Below are 19900 nucleotides of genomic sequence, written 5' to 3' on the forward strand. Positions count from 1 at the left end.
CCGGGGATGTGCCGCACTGCGCGCGGCACCCCGAGGGAGGAGCGCATGTACGTCGAGCAGCGCCAGTACACCATGCATCCCGGCAAGCTGCCGGCCTGGCTCAAGCTCTACGAGGAGATCGGCGGGCCGTGCTCGGCGCGGCATGTGGGCCCGCTGATCGGCATGTTCACGGTGGAGGTCGGGCCCCTCAACCGCGTGGTCTTCCTGCGCGGCTTCGACGACATAGACGACCGTGCGCGCGGCCTCGCCGCCCGCGAGGCGGACCCGGAATGGACCCGCTTCCGCGCCGAGAGCGCCAAGACGGGCGCGCTGGCGGCGCAGGAGAACGTGCTGCTCAAGACCACCGCCTTCTCGCCCATCCGGAAGGCCGGCCAGCCCTTCGAGCGGAAGCTCGGCGGCACCGGCATGGTGGTGGACCACCGCACCTACGACTTCCATCCGGGCCAGGCGAATGCCTGGATCAACGCCTATGAGAAGCTCGGCCTGCCGGTGCAGCAGCGCCTGCTCGGCCAGCTCCTGCTCTTCGGGGTGACGGAGTGCGGCGGCCCGATCAACCAGGTCGTGTTCATGTGGGCCTACGAATCTCTCGGCGACCGCGACCGCCGCCGCGCCGCCATGGCCGCCGACCCGGCCTGGGGCGAGTTCATGCAGACCGTGGGCAGGCTCGGCGCGCTGAAGCGGCAGACGGTGATGGTGCTGCAGCCCGTCGCCTTCTCGCCGATCCGCTGATCAGCGCCGTCCGGGCGGGGAGAGGCTCGCCAGCGGCCGCCCCGTCAGGGGGATCGGCATGGCGCGGTAGGCGTCGAGGCCGCGCCCGCCGCCGGCGGCGGGCGCCGGCAGCACCGCCACCCGCTCCGCCCCGTTCGAGAGCATGGGCGCGCCCGCCGCCACCGCCACCGCCACCGGCGCCGGGACGGGCGGGCGCAGGCTGGCGAGGGCTGGCGGCTCGGGCGCTCCCCGCTCCTCCGCCCAGGCCGCGGCGACGCGGGCGCGGTAGGCGGCCGCCAGCTCCGGCGTCTGGCTGTGGTAATGCGCCGCGGCGAGCATCCAGTCGCCGCGCGTCGCCTGCAGCTCGCGCAGGAAGCGCGCGGCGTAGCGGGCATTGGCCAGGGGATCGAAGGCCTCCTCGAGCGAGGCGAAGGCGTTCGGGTGGTGGCGCAGGTTGATCTGCAGGCAGCCCACGTCGATCGAGCGCACCCCCTGCGCCTGCAGCGCTCGCACCGCGGCAATCGCTGCCGCCTTGTCCGGGAAGAAGCTGCCGCGCCCCTCGGCATTGATGGTCCAGGGCCAGGGGCCGAAGCTGCCGGTCTCCGGATCCCGCCGGCCGGATTCCACCCGCGCCATGGCGGCGAGCAGCCGCGGCGGCAGCCCCGCCTCGCGCTCCACCTGCGCCACGGCGGCACGGCACAGCCGCTCCGCCCCCGGCCCCGCCGGCAGGGCGTGGGCGCCGGCGGCCCAGGCGAGGGCGAGCAGGGCGGTCAGCAGGGCGAGAGGCATGGGCAGGGTCTCCGGCACCCGTGGCAGTGCCGGAAGGGCTGCAATCGCCATGCCAGGGCACGGTCCCGCGCGGGCCCTGGATCGGCGGCCAATCCGCCCCATGTGCCGGGCAGCGCCCGCCCGATGGAGGCCCGCCATGCTGATCCGCATCACGCGCGGCTGGGAGATCCCCGACCGCCTGGCCACGCCCGAGGCGCTGGTGTTCGGGCGCCGCGCCGTGCTCGGCGGCACGGCCCTCGGCCTCGCGACCGGCATCGCCGGGCCGGCCCGGGCGGCCGAGCCCCTCTCCCTGCCGCCCGCCATGCGCAACACGCGCTACGCGCCCGGCCGCGCCGTCACGCCGGAGCGGGAGGTGACGAGCTACAACAACTTCTACGAATTCGGCAGCCACAAGGGCATCGCCCGCGCCGCACAGCGCCTGCCGCAGCGCCCCTGGACGGTGAAGGTGGACGGGCTGGTGGACCACCCGCGCGAGTTCGGCATCGAGGACCTGCTGCGCGAGATGCCGCTGGAGGAGCGGGTCTATCGCCTGCGCTGCGTCGAGGCCTGGTCCATGGTGGTGCCCTGGACCGGCTTCCCGCTCTCGGCGCTGCTCGACCGGGTGGCCCCGCAATCCGGGGCGAAGTACGTCCGCTTCGAGACGGCGGCGATCCCCGGCGTGATGCCGGGCCTGCGGCAGAGCTGGTATCCCTGGCCCTACATCGAGGGCTGCACCATCGAGGAGGCGGCGCACGAACTCTCCTTCCTGGTGGTCGGCGCCTACGGCAAGCCGCTGCCGCCGCAGAATGGCGGCCCGATCCGGATCCACCAGCCCTGGAAGTACGGCTTCAAGGCCGGCAAGTCGCTGGTGCGCGTCAGCCTCGTCGCCGAGCGGCCGAAGAGCTTCTGGGAGACGGTGCAGCCCTCCGAATACGGCTTCTGGGCCAATGTGAACCCCGCCGTGCCGCATCCGCGCTGGAGCCAGGCGACGGAACGGGTGCTCGGCACCGGCGAGCTGGTGCCGACCCAGCTCTTCAACGGCTATGGGGAGTTCGTCGCCGGGCTCTATGCTGGGCTCGAGAACGAGCGGCTCTGGGCCTGAGCGGGGAGGAATGCGGCTGGCCGGCCTCCTGCTCCTGGCGCTGGCGGCGGGGCTCGGCCTCCGGCTCGGCTGGGGCGAGCCGCTCGGCGCGGCGCTGTTCCGCCTCGATCCCGGGCTGCTGAACATGGCGCAGGCGGGCATCCAGCGCCGCCTCGCGCCCTGGCTGTGGGACGACGTGCTGCTGCCGGTGCTGGAGCAGCCGTCCTGGCTGGTGCCGGCGGTGCTCGGGGCGCTGCTCCTGCTGGCCGCGGCGCTGCGCCGCCGGCGGGCCTGACGCTACCGCGCCGCCGCGAGCGCCGCCGCCGCCTCGGCGAAGCGCGCGGGATCGGCGAGGACGCGCGGCACCTTGTGCTGGCCGCCGAGCTTCCCCTCGGCCCGCATCCAGGCGGCGAAGGCTCCGGGCGGCAGCAGCACGACCTCGGGCGGGCCGAGCTGGCCGCCGCGGCGGTGCACCTCGTAATCCTCGTTCGTTTCCGACAGCGCCGCGTCCAGCCGCGCCGCCAGGCGCTCCGCCAGGGCGGGCGAGGGGGCGGGGGAGGCCAGCTCGACCAGCCAGCGGTGGCGTCCCCGCACGCCCTCCAGCACCGGGCCGACCGTGTACTCGGCCACCATGCTCCCCTCCGCCACCACTGCGGCGAGCAGCGCCGTCTCGATCTCCTCTCCCGACAGGTGCTCGCCGAAGGTCGAGAGGGTGTAGGAGGTGCGGCCGGTCACCAGCAGCCGCGGCGGCGCGCGCCCCACGAAGCGCACCGTGTCGCCCAGAACATAGGCCCAGAGCCCGGCGCAGGAGGTGGCGACCACGGCGTACTCCACCCCGGTCTCGATGGTCGCCGCCCAGTGGCGCACCGCGCGCGCCGCGCCGAGCGTCTCCACCGGCACGAATTCCCAGAACACGCCGCGGTCAAGGGTGAGCCGCATCCCCTCGCCCTCGTCCGCATCGGCGATGGCGCAGAAGCCCTCGCTCGCGGGATAGACCTCGCGCGTCGCGCAGCCCGGGGGGAGGTAGGGGCGGATGCGGTCGCGGTAGGGCGCCCAGGCGACGCCGCCATGCACCAGCAGTTCCAGCGCCGGGAGCGGCGGGCGGCCGTGCCGCGCCGCGAGGCGCTCCAGCAGCATCAGCAGCCAGGAGGGCGTGCCGGAAAGGACGCGGATGCGCGCCGCCGGCGCCGCCTCGGCCAGCGCGGCAAGCTTGCGCTCCCAGTCGGCGATCAGCGCCAGGTCGCGCGGCGGGAAGCTCCAGGGGCGGAGCAGGCGCGGCACCTCGGCGGCGGCGATGCCGGACAGGTCGCCCTGCCGCACCCCCGGCGCCACCCGCTCCAGCGCCGTCGAGCCGCCGAGCATGAAGGAGAGGCCGCCGAACACCCGGCTGCGCGGGTGCCGCGCGAGGTGCCAGGCCAGCACGTCGAAGGCGGCGCCCCGATTGGCCCGCACCATCGCCCGCGTCACCGGGATGTGCTTGTTGCGCCCGGAGGTGGTGCCGGAGGAGAGGGCGAAATAGGGCACCAGCCCCGGCCAGGTGACGTCGCGCAGCGTCGGATAGGCGGGGCGCCACCATTCCTCCCAGAACGCCTCGTAGCGCCGCAGCGGCACCGCCGCCTGGAACTCCCCGACGCTGCGCAGCCGCTCGAAGCCGTGGGCGCGGCCGAAGCGCGTGCGTGCGGCGCGGCGCAGCAGAGAGAGCAGCAGCCGGCGCTGCGCCTCCGCCGGGTCGAGCCGACGGAGCCGGGCGAGGCGCCGCACGGCGAAGACGCGCAGCAGCGGCGTGGCGTCGAAGGGCGGGGGGCGCATCAGCGGGGGCGCAGCACCGTCACACGGGGGAACTCGGCCGCCACCGTCTCCGGCCGGAGCGGCATGCGGATGGCCCGCCGCTCCCGCCACAGCGCCACCTGGTCGGCGAAGGCGGCGCTGCCGAGCCAGCCGTCCTGGCCGCCGAACAGCACGAACCAGTTGGCGTCGGGGTCGGCGAGGTCGGAGACGTGGCGGGCCATGGAGCCGAAGGTGACCTCGTGCCGGCCGCCGACCAGCCCGTGCCCGGTCTTCATCGGTGTCTCGCGGGAGCCGCCGACCGGCCAGTCGCCGAAGACGAAGCGGCGGCCGAGCAGGGGCAGGTTCACCAGCCAGTGCGCGGCGCGCAGCCGGTGCACCTCGCCCCAGTCGCGGTGGCGCGCGGCGAGCGGCGCCGCCTCCGCCACCGCCTGGCGCAGCACCGCCTCCCGCCGCGCGGGCGGCAGGGCGTCGAGGTCGCGCAGCAGGAAGGTGGTGATGAAGTTCCAGCCCGTCTCCGGTCCGCGCCCGCCGCGCCCCTCCGGCAGCAGCAGCGGCACGAGGTGGCCGAGGAGCAGCTCGAACACCAGCGCCGCCTCGCTTTCCGCCGCGTAGTCGCCGTCCCAGCCGCGCAGCCGCGCCAGCATCGCCGGCTCGGGCGGGCCGCCCGGCAGGGCGTCGAGCCGGGCGAGCAGCCCCTCCGCCAGCGCCGCCGCCTTGGGCGCGCGCGTGTCGGCCTGCAGCGCCGTAAGGTCGGCGGCGGAGAGGCGGGGCCTGGCGAGCAGCAGGGCGCGCAGCCGTTCCAGCCGGTCGCCGTCGGAGAAGAACCAGCCGATCGGCGGCGGCGCCTCCGTCCAGGTGGCAGGGTTCTCGTTGGCCGAGGCGAGCACGCCCTCGGGCGGATCCTCGAGCCATGGCAGGTCGCGCGAATCCCACAGGCGCCGCCAGGGGGCCGCGGCGGCGGGATCGGCCGCGTCCAGCACCGGATCCTCCGCCGGGAAGCCGGTGCGGGCAGGCAGGGTCGCCGCGACCAGCCGGCCGATCCGCCCCGCGCGGTCGGCGTAGAGCATGTTCTGGGGCGAGACGCCGAAGCCGGCGAAGCTCTTGCGGAACTCGGCGGCGCTGCGGGCGCGCGCGGCGCGCAGCAGGGCGGTGACCTCGTCGGTCGGCTCGTGGCCGATCCAGCGCAGCGCGATCGCCTCTCCGGGCCGGGAGGGGACGAGGGCGGCGTCGGTCACCACCGGGCCGAACGGCGTCACCCGCACGCGGCGCCGGGCGCCGAACCACAGGCGCTGGCGGATCACCTCCTCCCGCTCCTCCACCTGTTCGGGCGGCAGGCGGGAGACGTCGAACAGGTCGGAGGAGGCGGCGCGCAGGTTGGTCCCGCCCCAGGCGAGGTCCGGGTTGCGCCCGATCCCGATGATCGGCAGCCCGGGCACCATCAGCCCGACCAGGTGCCAGGAGGGGCTGCGCATGCCGGCGATCAGCCAGAGATTGGGCAGGGAGAGACCGAGATGCGGGTCCGAGGCGAAGAGCGCCGCCCCGCTCTCGCTGCGCCAGGGGGCGACCGCCACCGTGTTGCTGCCGCCGCGCGCGCTGCCGGAGAGGATGGCGCCGAGCGGGGTCGCCTCGGGCTCGGCCAGGCCGGCGCCGGCCTCCAGCACCCGCTGCCAGAGGGTGGCGAAGCCGGGATCGCCGCGGTCGCGCAGCAGCGAGAACAGCGCCAGCCAGTTGATGTCGAGCCCGGCCAGCCGGCCGATCGCCAGCATGTCCGCCGCCGTGTAGGGCTCGGGGGAAAGGCCGAGCAGGGCGAATTCGGGCGGCGGCCGGCCGCTCCGGAGCGTCGCGTGGTTCAGCCCGGCGAGGAAGGCGGCGACGAATTCCCGCGTCTCCGGCGGCCAGGCCGCTTCCACCGCGGGCGCGGCGCGGCCGAAATCGAGGATGCGGAGGGCATGGTCTATGTCCCGCGCCAGGGGGCCCGCGATCTCCGAAAGGCGCCCGCGCGCCACCATGCGCAGGAGGGCGATCTGCGCCCCGCGCAGATGCCCGTGCACGAGGCCGAGGGCGAAGGCGAGATCGGCGTCGGTCTCGGCCTCGATCCAGGGGACGAGATGGTCGTTCCAGCGGATGGTGACGGGCCGCTGCAGCGCCAGCCCCTCCCGCGGCAGGGCGGCGAGGCGCTGCTCGATGCCGACCGGGCGGGGGCTGAGTGCGGCGCAGCCCGGCAGCAGCGCGGCCAGCGCCAGCAGCAGCGCCGCCCCGCCCGCGATTCCGACACCCTGCCTCCTGCCCCTGCTCCGCGCCCGCACGCTCCCGCTTCCCGCTCCGTCGCGCCGCCCCGGCCGTGCCGGCGGCGATGCCCCGCGCGCAACGCCCGTCCCCGCCGCAGGTGCCGCTGGGCGGAGCCGGAGCGCCTCACGGCTGCGTCAGTCCCGGCGCATCGCCCGGGTCAGGGCCAGCACCGGCAGCAGCCCCACCAGCACGATGAGCAGCGCCGCCGTGCTGGCCTCGGCCAGGCGCTCGTCGGCGGCGAGGTTGTAGACCCGGACGGCGAGCGTATCGAAATCGAAGGGGCGGACGATCAGGGTCGCCGGCAGCTCCTTCATCGTGTCCACGAAGACCAGGATGAAGGCGGTGAGCAGGCTGGGCCGCGCCAGGGGGAGTTCCACCCGCAGCACCGCGCCGCCGGGCCGCTGGCCGAGCACGCGCGCCGCGTCCCGGAGGCTCGGCCGCAGCCGCGCCAGGCCCGATTCCACCGAGGAGAGCGCGACGGCGAGGAAGCGCACCAGGTAGGCGAAGACCAGGGCCGCGATGCCGCCCGAGAGCAGCAGCCCCGTGGAGACGCCGAAGCGCGCGCGCATCCAGGCGTCGAGCGCGTTGTCGAACAGGGCGAGCGGCACCAGCGTGCCGACGGCGATGACGGAGCCCGGAATGGCGTAGCCGAGCCCGGCGACCCGCACGGCGAGACGCTGCGGCGCCGAGGGGTGGAGCCGCGCCGCCCAGGCGATCAGCGCCGCGATCAGCACGGCGGCGGCGGCGGTGATGCCGGACAGCACCAGGCTGTTGCGGGCGAAGGGCAGGAAGCGGCCGGGTGCCAGCGGGTCGCCCACCTGCAGCATCAGCACGAGCAGCGTGCCGGCCGGTACGAGGAAGCCGAGCACGACCGGCATGGCACAGGCGAGCAGCGCGAGCCAGGCCCGCCAGCCTGTGAGCGGCACCGGGCGCAGCGGCGGGGTGCGCATGGTGGTGGGATGGAAGCGCCGCCCGCCGCGCGAGGCGTGTTCCAGGGCCAGCAGCACCGCGACCAGCCCCATCAGGCAGGCGGCGAGCTGGCTGGCCGCGCCGCGGTCGCCGAGGCCGAACCAGGCCTCGTAGATGCCGGTGGTGAAGGTGGGGACCGCGAAATGCTGGACGGTGCCGAAATCGGCCAGCGTCTCCATCAGCGCCAGCGCGACCCCGCCGGCGATGGCCGGACGCGCCATCGGCAGGGCGAGGCGGAGGAAGCAGCGCGAGAGCGAATGGCCGAGGGTGCGGGAGGCCTCGAGCAGGCAGACGCTCTGCTGCAGGAAGGCGGCGCGGCAGAGCAGGTACACATAGGGATAGAGCACCATCCCGAGCACCAGCGCCGCGCCGGGCAGGCTGCGGATCTCGGGGAACCAGTACTGCCCCCAACGCAGGCCGGTGAGGTCGCGGAGCAGCGTCTGCACCGGCCCCGCGACATCGAGCAGCCAGGTGTAGGCGTAGCCGCAGACATAGGCCGGCATGGCCAGCGGCAGCAGCAGCGCGACCTCGAGCACCGGGCGGAACGGGAAGCGGAAGGCGGTGACGAGCCAGGCGGCGAGGGCACCGGCCGAGGCGGTGATCGCCCCGACCATGGCCGCGAGCAGCACGGAGTTGCGCAGCATCTCCGGCAGGGTGGTGGCGAGGATGTGGCGCCAGGCGTCGCCGACCGGAACCAGGGCCGTGACCAGCACCGCCAGCAGGGGCGAGGCGATCAGCAGCGCCACCACCAGGGAGAGCAGCGGCCAGAGGGAGGGGCGCCGGCGCCGGGCGGCCTGGGCGGCCCGGACCGGCAGGAAGGTGGTGGCGCCGGACATCTTGCGAATGCTTCTCAATAGCCCGTTTACACGGGTGGAGCCGGCGCGGGAAGGGGCCGCCCCTTCCCTGGCGGTCCTATTCCGCCGCCCTGTCCGCGACCTTGCGCGCTTCCCACTCCGCCGGGCTCATGCGCGGCACCTCGAAGCGGTCGGTGGTGCGGACGTACCAGCCGCGCCCGTGCATCCGCCCGACCAGGCCGAGCCGCGGCGTGTCCACGTAGCATTTCCCGGCGTCGAGCACGCAATCGTCGCGGACATGCGCCGCCAGCACCCGGCCGAGGACGATGGTGTGCCGCCCGGCGGGGACGAGCTGGAAGGTCTCGCACTCCAGCGCCACCGGGCTTTCCGCGATGCGCGGTGGCGTCACCCGGGCGGAGGGGAGGGGGGTGAGGCCGGCCTCCGCCATCTCGTCCACCTCGGGCGTGAACTCGACGGCGGTGACGTTCATCCGCTGCACATGCTCGAAGGGCACCAGGTTGACCACGAACTGGCCGGTGGCGCGGATATTCGCCAGCGTGTCCTTGGCCGCGCCCTCGGGCCGCGGGCCGCAGCCGATGCCGATCACCACCGGGTCGTCGGAGAAGGCGTTGAAGAAGGAATAGGGCGCCACGTTCACCAGCCCGGCCGCGTCCTGGGTCACCACCCAGGCGATGGGGCGCGGCACCACGGTGGACACCACGAGCTTGTAGGCGTTCTGCGGGCCGATCTTCTCGAAGTCGAACAGCATGGGGCGCTCCTGTCGCGGGCCGGCCGGCGGGCGCGGCGTGGGCGGGGACCCTGGCGCGGACGGCAGGCGCTGTCGAGGGGGCGTTGGCTGGGCGTTAACCCCCTCCGGCTATGGCTCGCGACAGGAGGATTGCCGGATGACCCTGCTGCGTAACCTGTCCGTCGGATGGAAGCTGGCGCTGAGCGCCGCCGCCGCCGTGCTGATGCTCTGCGTCCTCGTGGCCCTGGTGCGCTGGAACATGGACCAGGCGCAAGAGGCCCGGAACGAGGAGGTGCGCGCGCTCGCCATGCGCCGCATCTCGATCGAGGTCGCGCGCCACATGGCCGAGGCGCAGAGCCTGCTGCGCGACGTGCTGCTGGCCCAGACGGCGGAGGAGGCGGACCGGCCGCTGCAGGCGATGCAGGGGGCGGTGGCCGAGGCGCGGCGCGGCCTCGACGCCCTCCTGGAGAAGGCGCCGGAGGCGATGCGTGCCGATCTCGGCCGCGCCGTGGAGGCGCAGCAGGCCTGGCTCGCCGCCGCCGGGCAGCTCGCCGAGGCCCGGCGCAGCCTCATCACGCTGCGGGACGGCCGCCTCTTCCCGCTGATGGCGCAGTACGACCAGGCCTTCGAGGCGGTCAGCGCCAACATCGAATTCGACCTGCCCGAGCACATGCGCGAGGATGCGCGCCACCGCATGATGGCCTTCCACGCCGCGGTCAATGACGGGCGCACCGCCATCCAGCGCTTCCTCGCCACTGCCGAGGAGGCGCAGGCCCGCCGCCTGCGCCAGGCGGCGGCACAACAGAACGTGCATTTCCGGGCCCTGCTGACCCAGGTGGGCGACCGCATGGCCGGAGAGTTCAACCGGCTGCGCGGCGCTGCCGAGGAGCTGGCCACGGTCTCCGCCGAGCTCGCCGACCTCCAGGCGAGGACGGTGCAGATCCGCATCGAGGCGATCGAGCCGCAGTGGCAGCACCTGACCGAGGCGCTGTCCATCATCCAGCGGGAGGCCGCCATCGCCGTGCAGCGCGAGAGCGCCCGGGCCGGCGCGCTGCAGGCGGCTTCGGTGGACGCCGTGATGTGGACCGGCGGGGCGGTGGCGCTGCTCCTCCTCCTCTCCGGCTGGGCGACGTCGCGCGCCATTACCCGGCCGCTGAACCGACTGCAGACCGCCATCGCGCAGATCGCCTCCGGCGACGCGGGGATGGCGGTTCCGGACCAGGCGCGCGGCGACGAGATCGGCCGGATTGCCAGGGCGCTGGAGACGCTGCGCGGCACGGTGCAGCGGGCCTTCGCCCAGCAGCAGATGATCGAGCAGCTCCCCGCCGGGGTGATGACCGCCGATCCGAACCGCGACTTCACCATCACCTACCTCAACCCGGCGATGCGGGCGATCCTCTCCCGCGTCGAATCCGTGCTGCCTTGCCGGGCGGAGGAGGTGGAGGGCCGTTCCATGGACATCTTCCACCGCGACCCGGCGGAGCAGCGGGCGATCCTCGCCGACCCCGACCGCCTGCCCTTCAAGACGCGCTTCCGGCTGGGCGAGGAGGTGGTGGAGCTCTCCGTCTCCGCCATCCGCGACGCGGCCGGAGGCTATGTCGGGCCGATGGCGGTCTGGACGCTGGCCACCGCCCAGGCGCGCCTCGCCGACAGCTTCGAGGCGGATGTCGGCGGGGTGGTGGAGGCGGTCGCCGCCGCGGCCGGGCAGATGCAGTCCGTTGCCCAGGCCGTGGCGGGCGCCGCCGAGACCTCCGGCCGCGAGGCCGATGCGGTGGCGGAGGTGAGCCAGCGGGCCGGCGCCGAGGTGCAGGCCGTGGCCGCGAGCGCCGAGGAGCTGGCGGCGAGCGTCTCGGAGATCACCCGCCAGGTGGCGGAGGGGGCCTCCGTGGCGCGCGCCGCCGCCGAGGAGGCGCGGGCGACCGACGCCACCGTGCAGGGCCTCGCCCAGGCGGCGCAGCGGATCGGCGACGTGGTGCGGCTGATCGGCGACATCGCCGGGCAGACGAACCTGCTCGCCCTCAACGCCACCATCGAGGCGGCACGCGCCGGGGAGGCGGGCAAGGGCTTCGCCGTGGTGGCGGGGGAGGTGAAGACCCTGGCCGGCCAGACGGCGAAGGCCACCGAGGAGATCAGCGCCCAGATCGGCGCGATCCAGGCAACGACCGAGCAGGCGGTGACCGCGCTCCGCTCCATCGGCGCCACCATCGAGCGGCTGAACGAGGTGACCACCGCCATCGCCGCCGCGGTGGAGGAGCAGGGCTCGGCCACCCAGGAGATCGCGCGCAGTGCCGCCCAGGTCGCGGCCGGCACCACGGCGGCGGCACAGCGGATCGAGGATGTCCGCCGCGCCGCGCGCGACACCGGCGAGGCCTCCGCCTCCATGCTCGGCGCCGCCAACGACCTCACGACACGGGCGGGGATGCTGCGCGAGCGCACCGGGGAGTTCCTGGCCGGCATCCGCCGGGCCTGACCGCCGGGCCGGGCGGGCTACACAGGCTCCCGCCCGGCCTCTACCCTGCCGGCGGCCCGGCAAGGGGAGGAAAGGATGGCGGTGCCGACACGGCAAGTGCCCGGCGTGTACCACCGGCGGGTGGGGGAGATCGTCGTTACGGCGATCTCCGACGGCTATCTGGACGGGTCCATGGCGGTGATCCAGAACATCGCCCAGGAGGAGGCCGAGCGGCTGCTGCGCGAGGCCTTCCGCCCCGTGCCGCGGCGCACCGCGGTCAACACCTTCCTGATCCACAGCGCGGGGCGCCTCGCCCTGGTGGATACCGGCAGCGGCACCGCCATGGGACCGACCGTCGGTCGCATGCCGGAGAATCTGGCGGCGGCGGGCGTGCGCCCGGAGGAGGTGGACACGGTGCTGCAGACGCACCTGCACCCCGACCACTCCAACGGCCTGTCGGACGATGCTGGCAACCGCCTCTTCCCGAGGGCAGAGCTGGCGATGCACGCGCGCGAATGGGCGCACTGGCACGACGACGCGGCGATGGCGAGGGCGGACGCGACCTCGCGCGAGCGCAATTTCCAGGCGGCGCGCAGCCAGGTCGCGCCCTACCGCGACCGGCTGCGCCTGTTCGAGGGCGGCGAGGTGTTCCCGGGCGTGACCGCCATGCCGCTTCCCGGCCACACGCCGGGCCATACCGGCTATCTCATCGCCTCCGGCGGGGAGAGCCTGCTGATCTGGGGCGACATCATACATGTCCCCGAGATCCAGGTACCGCGGCCGGAGGTGACCATGGCCTTCGACGTGGACCCGGCGCAGGCCGAGGCGACAAGGCGCCGCACCTTCGACATGGTGGCGGCGGAACGGCTCGCGGTCGCCGGGATGCACATGCATTTCCCCGGCTTCCTGCGCCTCCTGCGGCGCGGAGAGGGCTACGCGCTTCTGCCGGAGGCATGGTCGCCCACCATGTAGGCGCCCCGCCCCTCTCGCCGGCCGGGCCGATGCGTGGCAGGCTGCGCGCGCACCAGCCACAGCGAGGAGGACGCGCGCATGCTCGAACCCGGCCGGGCCAAGCCCAAGCCGACCCCGGAGACGAAGCATTTCTGGGACGGCTGCAGGCAGGGCAAGCTGCTGCTGCAGCGCTGCAACGACACCGGCAGGGCGTATTTCCCGCCCCGTCCCTTCAGCCCCTACACCGGCTCGCGCAACGTCAGCGTGTTCGAGGCGAGCGGGCGCGCCACCCTCTACAGCTACGTCATCCACCATCGCCCGGTGCCGGGTTTCACGCCGCCCTACGCGATCGCCGTGGTGCAGCTCGAGGAAGGCCCGCGGATGATGACCAACATCATCGACTGTGAGCAGACGCCGGAGGCGCTGCAGCTCGACATGAAGCTCGAGGTGGCCTTCGTCCCGATGGACGAGGAGATCACCCTGCCCCTGTTCCGCCCGGCCAAGGAGGGCGCGTGATGCTGAAGCCCGGTGAGATCGCGGTCGTCGGCGCCGCCGAATCGACCAAGATCGGCGTCGTGCCCGAGATGTCGCAGATCATGCTGCATGCGGACGCGGCGCTGAACGCCATGCAGGATGCCGGGCTCAAGCCCGGTGACATCGACGGCGTGGCCTGCGTCGGCCCGATGATGCCGCAGCAGATCGCGCACTATCTCGGCATCACCCCGAAATGGGTGGACGGCACCGGGGTGGGCGGCTGCTCCTTCATGCTGCATGTCCGGCACGCCGCCGCCGCCATCCACGCCGGCTACTGCAGCACCGTCCTCATCACCCATGGCGAGAGCGGCCGCTCGCGCATCAACGCCACGCCGCGCCCGCCGGAGCCGGAGAGCCTGAACGGCCAGTTCGAGGCGCCCTTCGGCCCCATGGGCCCGCCCACGCTCTTCCCCATCCCCGTGCTGCGCTACATGAAGACCTACGGCGTGACGCACGAGGACCTGGCGATGGTCTCGGTGGTGCAGCGCGAATGGGCGGCGAAGAACCCGCGCGCCATGTACCGCGACCCGATCACGGTCGAGGACGTGCTAAACAGCCGGATGATCGCCTACCCGTTCCGCATCCTGCAGTGCTGCCTGGTGACCGACGGCGGCGGCGCGCTGATCCTGACCAGCGCCGACCGGGCCAAGGACTTCCCGACCAGGCCGGTCTACATCCTCGGCACCGGCGAGAGCGTGGAGACCACCATGGTCTCGCAGATGCAGGACTTCACCTCCTCCCGCGCCTTCCGCGTCGCCGGGCCGACCGCCATCCAGGCGGCCGGGATCAGGCACTCGGACGTGGATCACCTGATGATCTACGACGCCTTCGCCCACCTGCCGCTCTACGGCCTGGAGGATCTCGGCTTCTGCAGGCCGGGCGAGGCGGCGGCCTTCATCCGGGAAGGCAATACGCGCCCGGGCGGCAAGCTGCCGCTGAACACCAATGGCGGCGGCCTGTCCTACACCCACACCGGCATGTACGGCATGTTCGCCCTGCAGGAGAGCGTGCGGCAGATGCGCGGCACGGCGCCGGCGCAGGTGCCGGGGGCGAAGATCAGCGTCTGCCACGGCGTGGGCGGCATGTTCTCCGCCTCGGGCACCATCGTCTTCGGCAACGAGCGGCCGTGACGGAACCGCCCCGCCCGCGCCGCGGCGGGCGGGGCGCCTTGTCCTAAAGCCCGTACCCCGCCTGGCGCGGCAGCCAGAGCGCGATGCCGGGGAAGGCGATCAGCAGCGCGGTGCCGAGGGCGAGCATCAGCATGTAGGGCAGGACGCTGCGGCTCACCTCCATCAGCGGGGCGCCGGTGATGGCCTTGATCACCACGAGGTTCAGCGCCACGGGCGGGGTGATCAGCGCCATCTCCAGCGCCAGCGTCAGCAGCACCCCGTACCACACCTTGTCGATGTCGAGCGCCGCCAGCACCGGCAGGATGGCCGGCATGGTGAGCAGGATGATGGAGAAGCTCTCCAGCACCAGACCGAGCAGGAACAGCAGCAGCATCATGCAGATCAGGAATTCGGTCTGGGAGAGGCCCCAATCGGCGACCAGGCCCACCAGCTCCTGCGGCACGCGCAGCTTGGTGATCATGTAGCCGTAGACCGCGGCGCCGGCGATGATCATCAGCAGCATCGCCGCGGTGCGCGCCGCCTCGCTCACCCCCTCCAGGAAGTCCTTCAGCGTCAGGGCGCGGTAGACCAGCGCTGCGATGACGATGGCGTAGAGCGTGCCGGTGCCCGCCGCCTCGGTGGCGGTGAAGACGCCGAAATAGATGCCCCCGAGCACGAAGACCGGCAGCGAGAGCGACCACAGGGAGCGGCGCAGCGCGGTGCCGATGCGCGCCGGCGGCGGATCGTCCGGCGGGGCCTTGGCGCGCCCCTCGGTGAGGAAGCACCAGGCGGCGAACATCGCCGCCATCATCAGCCCCGGCACCACCCCGGCGAGGAACAGCGCCGCCACCGAGGTCTCGGTGACATAGGCGTAGAGCACCATCGGCGCCGAGGGCGGGATCAGGATGCCGAGCGTGCCGCCCGCCGCCACCACCCCGAAGGCGCCGCGGCGCGACATGCCGTAGCGGAGCATCTGCGGGATCGCGATCTTGCCCACCGTCAGCGCCGTGGCGACGGAGGAGCCGCTGATCGCGGCGAAGATGGTGGAGGCGGCGACGGTGGCGATGCCGACCCCGCCCCGCACCCGGCGCAGCAGCGCGAAGGCGGCGCCGTAGAGGTCGTCCACCACCCGTCCGCGCACCATGACATGCGCCATCAGCAGGAACAGCGGAATCGCCACCAGCAGGTAGCCGTTCAGCTTGCCGATGACGATCTCGCCGAGCGCCGGCACACCACCCTCGACCACGTACAGCACGGCGAGCGGCAGCAGGAACAGCGCCGCGAACATCGGCACGCCCAGGTAGAGCAGGGCGATCAGGGCGAGGAGGAGGAGAAGGAAGGTCATCGGCGACTATTCGCGGGCCAGCGGGTCATGCGGCGTGCCGGCGCCGGGCCGCGGCAGGTGCGGCGGGTCGCGCCCGAGGGCCAGGGAGGCCACCTGCGCCAGCGCCACCACCAGCAGCAGGGCGCCGCCGATCGGCAGCAGAGACTGGATCCACCATTCCGGCACGCCCTCGACGTCGGTCATCAGCCCGACCATGCGGCTGAACTGCACCGTCTCGATTCCGGCGGCGAGCAGGATGGCGGCCACCGCCGCCACCGCCAGCGCGCCGACCAGACGGATCAGGCGCGCGAGGCGGGGGCCGGCGCGCGCCACCGCCACGTCCACCCCGATATGCTCGAAGCGGCGCTGCGCCTCCGGCGCGCCGAGCAGCACCAGCGCCACCACAAGCCAGCTCGCCACCTTGTCGGCCCAACCGATCGGCATGCCGAGCAGGTAGCGCGCCGCGACGGTGACGCAGATCAGCACCAGGCAGAGCAGCGTCGCCGCCGAGGAGAGCAGGGCACCGGCGCGCGAGACTGCCCAGGCCAGGCGGTCGAGGAGCGTCACAGCGCCTGCAGCAGGTCGAGCACCCGCCGCCCGCCTTCCGGCGCTTGGCGCAGGAAGGCCTCGACCACCGGCGGCTGCATGGCGGCGCGCCACGCCTCGGTCTCCTCCGGCGTCTGCAGGTGCAGCGTCATGCCGCGGGCGCGCAGCTCCTCCAGCGCGGCGGCCGCGGTCTCCTCGGTGAGCGGGATCTGGTCCTGCTCCGCCTTGCGCGCTGCGGCCTCGATCGCCTCGCGCTGCTCCGGCCGCAGCCCGTTCCACCAGCGCGGGTTCACATAGACATGGCTGATGACGGAGAAGTAGGGGGCCACCGTGCCGAAACGCTGGAACTCGTAGAAGCGGCGGGAGACGGCGGCGGAGAGATCGGTCAGCCCGGCGTCCAGCACGCCCGACTGCAGCGCCTGCGGCACCTCCGGCCCCGGCATCGCCACCGCCGCGGCGCCGACCGCGGTCAGCGCGTGGTCGGTGAGCGGGTTGAGGCCGCGCACCTTCAGCCCGCGGAAATCGGCGGTCGAGACGATGGGCCGGCGGTTCGAGGTGAAGATCGCCTGGCGCGAGGTGTAGAGCCACATCAGGTTGCGCACAGCGCGCCGCTCCAGCAGCCCCTCCAGGAAGCGGGCCGCCTCGCTGCCGGGGAATTTGCGGATCTTCTCAAGCTCGGTGAACTGATAGGGGATAGTGACGGCGTTCATCTCGGGCAGGGTGGTGCCCCACTGGAAGTTCACCGCCGCCGCCGCCTCGAAGGCGCCGCGGGCGACGCCGGGGAAATTCTCGCCGGCGCGGGCAAGCTGCTCGGCCGGGAAGACCTGCACCTCGACGCCGCCGCCGGAGCGCTGCCTCACCTCCTCGGCGAAGGCGGCGATGATGCGGGCGTTGTGGTGGCTCGGCGGAAATTGGTGGGAGAGGCGCATCACCACGGCCTGCTGGGCGCGAGCGAGGGCGGGGGCAGCGAGCGGGCTGGCAAGGGCGGCGGCAAGCAGCGCGCGGCGATGCATGGCGGTTCCTCCGGCGGAATTGTCGTTGGGCTGATGCCGCTTCAGCGGTCCCAGGTCAACGCCCGGAGGTGCGTCGGCCCGAGGCGCGGCGGATGGCGGACCTGATGCGCGCCGGGCGGGCTGGGGACCGCACGGGCCGGGGCCGATCGTTGCGGCTTCGCGCGGCCCCTTGGCGAACCGCGACGCCCCGCCTAAGTCGTTGATTTGTGAGATGAATGGTGGTGGGCGATAGTGGGATTGAACCACTGACCTTCCCCGTGTCAGGGGGACGCTCTCCCGCTGAGCTAATCGCCCGCCGGCGGCAGCGGTTACTACCCGTCGCCGCGGCCCGAGGCAAGCTCCGACTCCGCCCTTATGGAGCGACCGATCCATCGCCCCCGCGCCACAGGCGGATGACAGCGGCGGCCGGCTGTGGCCTTATGCACCCTCCGATGGACATGCCTCTCGACATCGCCGGAACGCCGGCCGGATCGGGTTCGGGCGCGGCCGAGGCGCCCTACCTGCTGAGCCGGCCCGAGCGGCAGACGGTGCCGCTGGTCTTCGCCTCGCCCCATTCGGGTCGCGTCTACCCCCCCTCCTTCGTGGCCGCGGCACGGCTCGACCCTCTGGCGCTGCGGCGCAGCGAGGACAGTTTCGTGGAGGAACTGTTCGCCGCCGCCCCGGCGCATGGCGCGCCGCTGCTGGCCGCCACCTTCCCGCGCGTCTTCTGCGACGTGAACCGCGAGCCCTGGGAGCTCGACCCGGGCATGTTCGACGGGCCGTTGCCCTCCTTCGTGAACACCGCAAGCCCGCGTGTCTGCGCCGGCCTCGGCACCATCGCTCGAGTGGTGGCGACGGGAGAGGCGGTCTATCGCCGCAAGCTCAGCTTCGCCGAGGCCGAGGAGCGGATCCGCCGCTACTGGCAGCCCTACCATGCCGCCCTGGCGGCACTGATCGCCGAAACCAGGTCCCGCTTCGGCTGCTGCCTGCTGGTGGACTGCCACTCCATGCCCACCCACCCCGTCCAGGCAGCCAGCCCGCCCGATGTCGTGCTGGGCGACGCGCATGGCACCGCCTGTGCGCCGCGCGCGACCCGGCTGATGGAGGAGGCGCTGCAGGATCTCGGCTACCGCGTGCGGCGCAACGATCCCTATGCGGGCGGCTACGTCACCCGCCATTACGGCCGTCCGCGAGAAGGGGTGCACGCGCTGCAGATCGAGATCGCCAGGACCCTCTACATGGACGAGGCCCGGATCGAGCGGCTGCCGCGCATGGCGGCGCTGCGGCGGGACCTGACCCGGCTGGTGGAGATCCTGGCCGGGACCGACTGGTCCTTCCTGCGCTGACGAAAAAAGCGGCGGTGCCTTGCGGCACCGCCGAGTTTAGGGAGGAAACGTCCAAGAAAGGCAGGCAGCCCGGGATCGCCGTGCTGCTGCGGTGCACAATCTAGGAGGGTGGAGCCTGCCTTGCAAGAGGAATTTTCGCGGCGCAGCATTTTGCCGCGGTTCACATGCGCCTGAGCTGAACGGGAAAGAGCTTCGTCGTCCCAAAGGCTTGAGGGGCGCCGATACCAAACAGGGCGAAGCGGCCGCCCGACCGCTTCCCTTGCCCAAGGGCGCAGATCGTCTCCCTGGCCCGAGCGGGCTCCTGCACGCCAGCCGGCCGCAAGCGGCTCCGCGCCGCATTCAGGCCGCGAATTCGGCCCGCACCTTCTCCGTATGCGCGCCGAGCGCGGGCACCGGGCCGAGCATCCGCGCCCCGTCCGAGAGCCGCGCCGGGGGCGCGCCGATCGCCACCGGACCTTCCGGCGTCTCCACCGTGACGCGCCGCAGCGCGGGGTGGGTGCGCAGCCCCTCGCAATCGTTGACGAAGCCGTAGGCGGTGTTGGCGCGGCGCAGCTTGGCGGCGCATTCCTCGCGCGTCAGGCTGGCGAACATGCGCGCGATGTGCGCGTCCACCATCGGCCGGTTCGCCACGCGCTCGTTGTTGACGCGGAACCCCTCCCTCTGCGGCAGGTCGGGCTCGTCGAGAAAGTGGGCGCAGAAGGTGGCCCATTCCCGCTCGTTCTGGATGGCGATGAGCACGAGCTGCCCGTCCCTGGTCTCGAAGGCGCCGTAGGGGCAGATGGAGGGGTGGGCAAGGCCGATGCGCGGCGGGTTCCTGCCCGTGCCCTCGTATTGCAGCAGCGGCACCGTCATCCAGTCCGCCATGCCGTCGAACAGCGAGACGGCGATGCCCTTGCCGCGCCCGGTGAGACCGCGCTCGATCAGCGCCTCCAGCACCGCGGCATGGGCGTGCATGCCGCAGGCGATGTCGCAGGCGGAAACGCCGACGCGCCCCGGCCCCTCCGGCCGCCCGGTGATGAAGGCGAGGCCGCTCTCCGCCTGCACCAGCAGGTCATAGGCCTTCATCCCGGCATACTCCCCCTCCTCGCCGTAGCCGGAGATGTCCACGGTGATGAGGCGGGGATGCCTCGCGCGCAGCTCGGCCGAGCCGAAGCCGGCGCGCGCCATGGCGCCCGGGGCGAGGTTCTGGATGAAGACGTCGGCCTTCGCGATCAGGCGTGCGAGCAGCGCCTTGTCCTCCTCCTTCTTGATGTCGAGGACGACGCTCTCCTTGCCGCGGTTCAGCCAGACGAAGTAGCTGGACTGGCCGCGCGCCACCGCATCGTAGGCGCGGGCGAAATCCCCTTCCGGCCGCTCGATCTTGATGACGCGCGCGCCGGCATCGGCGAGGCGCGAGGCGCAGTAGGGAGCGGCCACCGCCTGCTCCATCGAGACGACGAGCAGGCCCTCCAGCGGACGCGACGCCATGTCAGCTCCTCCTCCCCGCTTCACCCTGCGCAAGGCC

At 73.3% G+C, this 19900-nt stretch carries 17 protein-coding genes and 1 tRNA gene; 8 read left to right on the forward strand and 10 right to left on the reverse strand.

The window, feature by feature from the left end:
- Positions 1–45: 45 nt before the first annotated feature.
- On the forward strand, positions 46–729 hold the full coding sequence (locus ET526_RS06595; RefSeq protein ID WP_158295513.1) for an NIPSNAP family protein: 684 nt from the start codon (positions 46–48) through the stop codon (positions 727–729).
- Here ET526_RS06595 and ET526_RS06600 read toward each other — a convergent pair whose 3' ends face one another.
- Positions 730–1497 (reverse strand): transglycosylase SLT domain-containing protein, encoded by a 768-nt coding sequence (locus ET526_RS06600; protein ID WP_158295514.1) that lies wholly within the window; start codon positions 1495–1497, stop codon positions 730–732.
- A 136-nt stretch (positions 1498–1633) separates the two neighbouring features.
- Between ET526_RS06600 and msrP the strand changes: the two genes are divergently transcribed.
- Entirely contained in the window at positions 1634–2578 is a 945-nt protein-coding gene (gene msrP, locus ET526_RS06605; protein ID WP_135466893.1) for a protein-methionine-sulfoxide reductase catalytic subunit MsrP, read from the forward strand.
- 10 nt (positions 2579–2588) lie between these two features.
- Positions 2589–2852: a hypothetical protein gene (locus ET526_RS06610; protein ID WP_135466894.1), complete on the forward strand. Its 264-nt coding sequence runs from the start codon at positions 2589–2591 to the stop codon at positions 2850–2852.
- A gap of 2 nt (positions 2853–2854) precedes the next feature.
- Here ET526_RS06610 and ET526_RS06615 read toward each other — a convergent pair whose 3' ends face one another.
- The 4 genes from ET526_RS06615 to ET526_RS06630 form a co-directional block, all read right to left on the reverse strand.
- Positions 2855–4366, reverse strand: a complete 1512-nt coding sequence (locus ET526_RS06615; RefSeq protein ID WP_135466895.1) for a GH3 family domain-containing protein — start codon at positions 4364–4366, stop codon at positions 2855–2857.
- The gene (locus tag ET526_RS06620; protein WP_204623521.1) at positions 4366–6651 is read right to left on the reverse strand and encodes a penicillin acylase family protein; all 2286 of its coding nucleotides are present in this window, start codon (positions 6649–6651) and stop codon (positions 4366–4368) included. The genes ET526_RS06615 and ET526_RS06620 overlap by 1 nt, the downstream gene beginning before the upstream one ends.
- Positions 6652–6768: 117 nt before the next feature.
- Complete coding sequence (locus ET526_RS06625; RefSeq protein ID WP_135466896.1) at positions 6769–8439, reverse strand: ABC transporter permease; 1671 nt, start codon at positions 8437–8439, stop codon at positions 6769–6771.
- Between the two features lie 76 nt (positions 8440–8515).
- The gene (locus tag ET526_RS06630) at positions 8516–9166 is read right to left on the reverse strand and encodes a flavin reductase family protein (protein ID WP_135466897.1); all 651 of its coding nucleotides are present in this window, start codon (positions 9164–9166) and stop codon (positions 8516–8518) included.
- Between the two features lie 136 nt (positions 9167–9302).
- On the opposite strand from ET526_RS06630, the gene ET526_RS21670 reads away from it, so the two are divergent.
- The 4 genes from ET526_RS21670 (at position 9303) to ET526_RS06650 (ending at position 14209) form a co-directional block, all read left to right on the forward strand.
- Entirely contained in the window at positions 9303–11615 is a 2313-nt protein-coding gene (locus tag ET526_RS21670) for a methyl-accepting chemotaxis protein (protein ID WP_135466898.1), read from the forward strand.
- 75 nt (positions 11616–11690) lie between these two features.
- Entirely contained in the window at positions 11691–12566 is an 876-nt protein-coding gene (locus tag ET526_RS06640) for an MBL fold metallo-hydrolase (protein ID WP_135466899.1), read from the forward strand.
- Positions 12567–12644: 78 nt separating this feature from the next.
- Positions 12645–13061, forward strand: a complete 417-nt coding sequence (locus ET526_RS06645) for a Zn-ribbon domain-containing OB-fold protein (RefSeq protein ID WP_135466900.1) — start codon at positions 12645–12647, stop codon at positions 13059–13061.
- Entirely contained in the window at positions 13061–14209 is a 1149-nt protein-coding gene (locus ET526_RS06650; RefSeq protein WP_204623522.1) for a thiolase C-terminal domain-containing protein, read from the forward strand. The genes ET526_RS06645 and ET526_RS06650 overlap by 1 nt, the downstream gene beginning before the upstream one ends.
- Before the next feature lie 43 nt (positions 14210–14252).
- Here the strand turns inward: ET526_RS06650 and ET526_RS06655 are convergent, their stop codons facing one another.
- From ET526_RS06655 to ET526_RS06670, 4 genes are all read right to left on the reverse strand, one after another.
- On the reverse strand, positions 14253–15533 hold the full coding sequence (locus ET526_RS06655) for a TRAP transporter large permease (RefSeq protein WP_135466901.1): 1281 nt from the start codon (positions 15531–15533) through the stop codon (positions 14253–14255).
- Positions 15534–15539: 6 nt separating this feature from the next.
- Positions 15540–16079 carry a TRAP transporter small permease gene (locus ET526_RS06660; protein WP_135466902.1) on the reverse strand — a complete coding sequence of 180 codons (540 nt, stop codon included), beginning with the start codon at positions 16077–16079 and terminating at the stop codon, positions 15540–15542.
- Positions 16076–17071, reverse strand: a complete 996-nt coding sequence (dctP, locus tag ET526_RS06665; protein ID WP_135466903.1) for a TRAP transporter substrate-binding protein DctP — start codon at positions 17069–17071, stop codon at positions 16076–16078. Before dctP ends, ET526_RS06660 begins: the two co-directional genes overlap by 4 nt.
- A gap of 219 nt (positions 17072–17290) precedes the next feature.
- Positions 17291–17365 (reverse strand) — tRNA-Val (locus ET526_RS06670).
- A gap of 143 nt (positions 17366–17508) precedes the next feature.
- Between ET526_RS06670 and ET526_RS06675 the strand changes: the two genes are divergently transcribed.
- A complete protein-coding gene (locus ET526_RS06675; protein ID WP_240048294.1) occupies positions 17509–18396 on the forward strand; it encodes an N-formylglutamate amidohydrolase in 888 nt (295 codons plus the stop codon).
- Between the two features lie 339 nt (positions 18397–18735).
- Here ET526_RS06675 and ET526_RS06680 read toward each other — a convergent pair whose 3' ends face one another.
- A complete protein-coding gene (locus tag ET526_RS06680) occupies positions 18736–19863 on the reverse strand; it encodes a CaiB/BaiF CoA transferase family protein (RefSeq protein WP_135466905.1) in 1128 nt (375 codons plus the stop codon).
- Between the last annotated feature and the right edge of the window lie 37 nt (positions 19864–19900).

The sequence above is a fragment of the Crenalkalicoccus roseus genome (assembly GCF_004761865.1).
GTDB classification, from domain to species: domain Bacteria; phylum Pseudomonadota; class Alphaproteobacteria; order Acetobacterales; family Acetobacteraceae; genus Crenalkalicoccus; species Crenalkalicoccus roseus.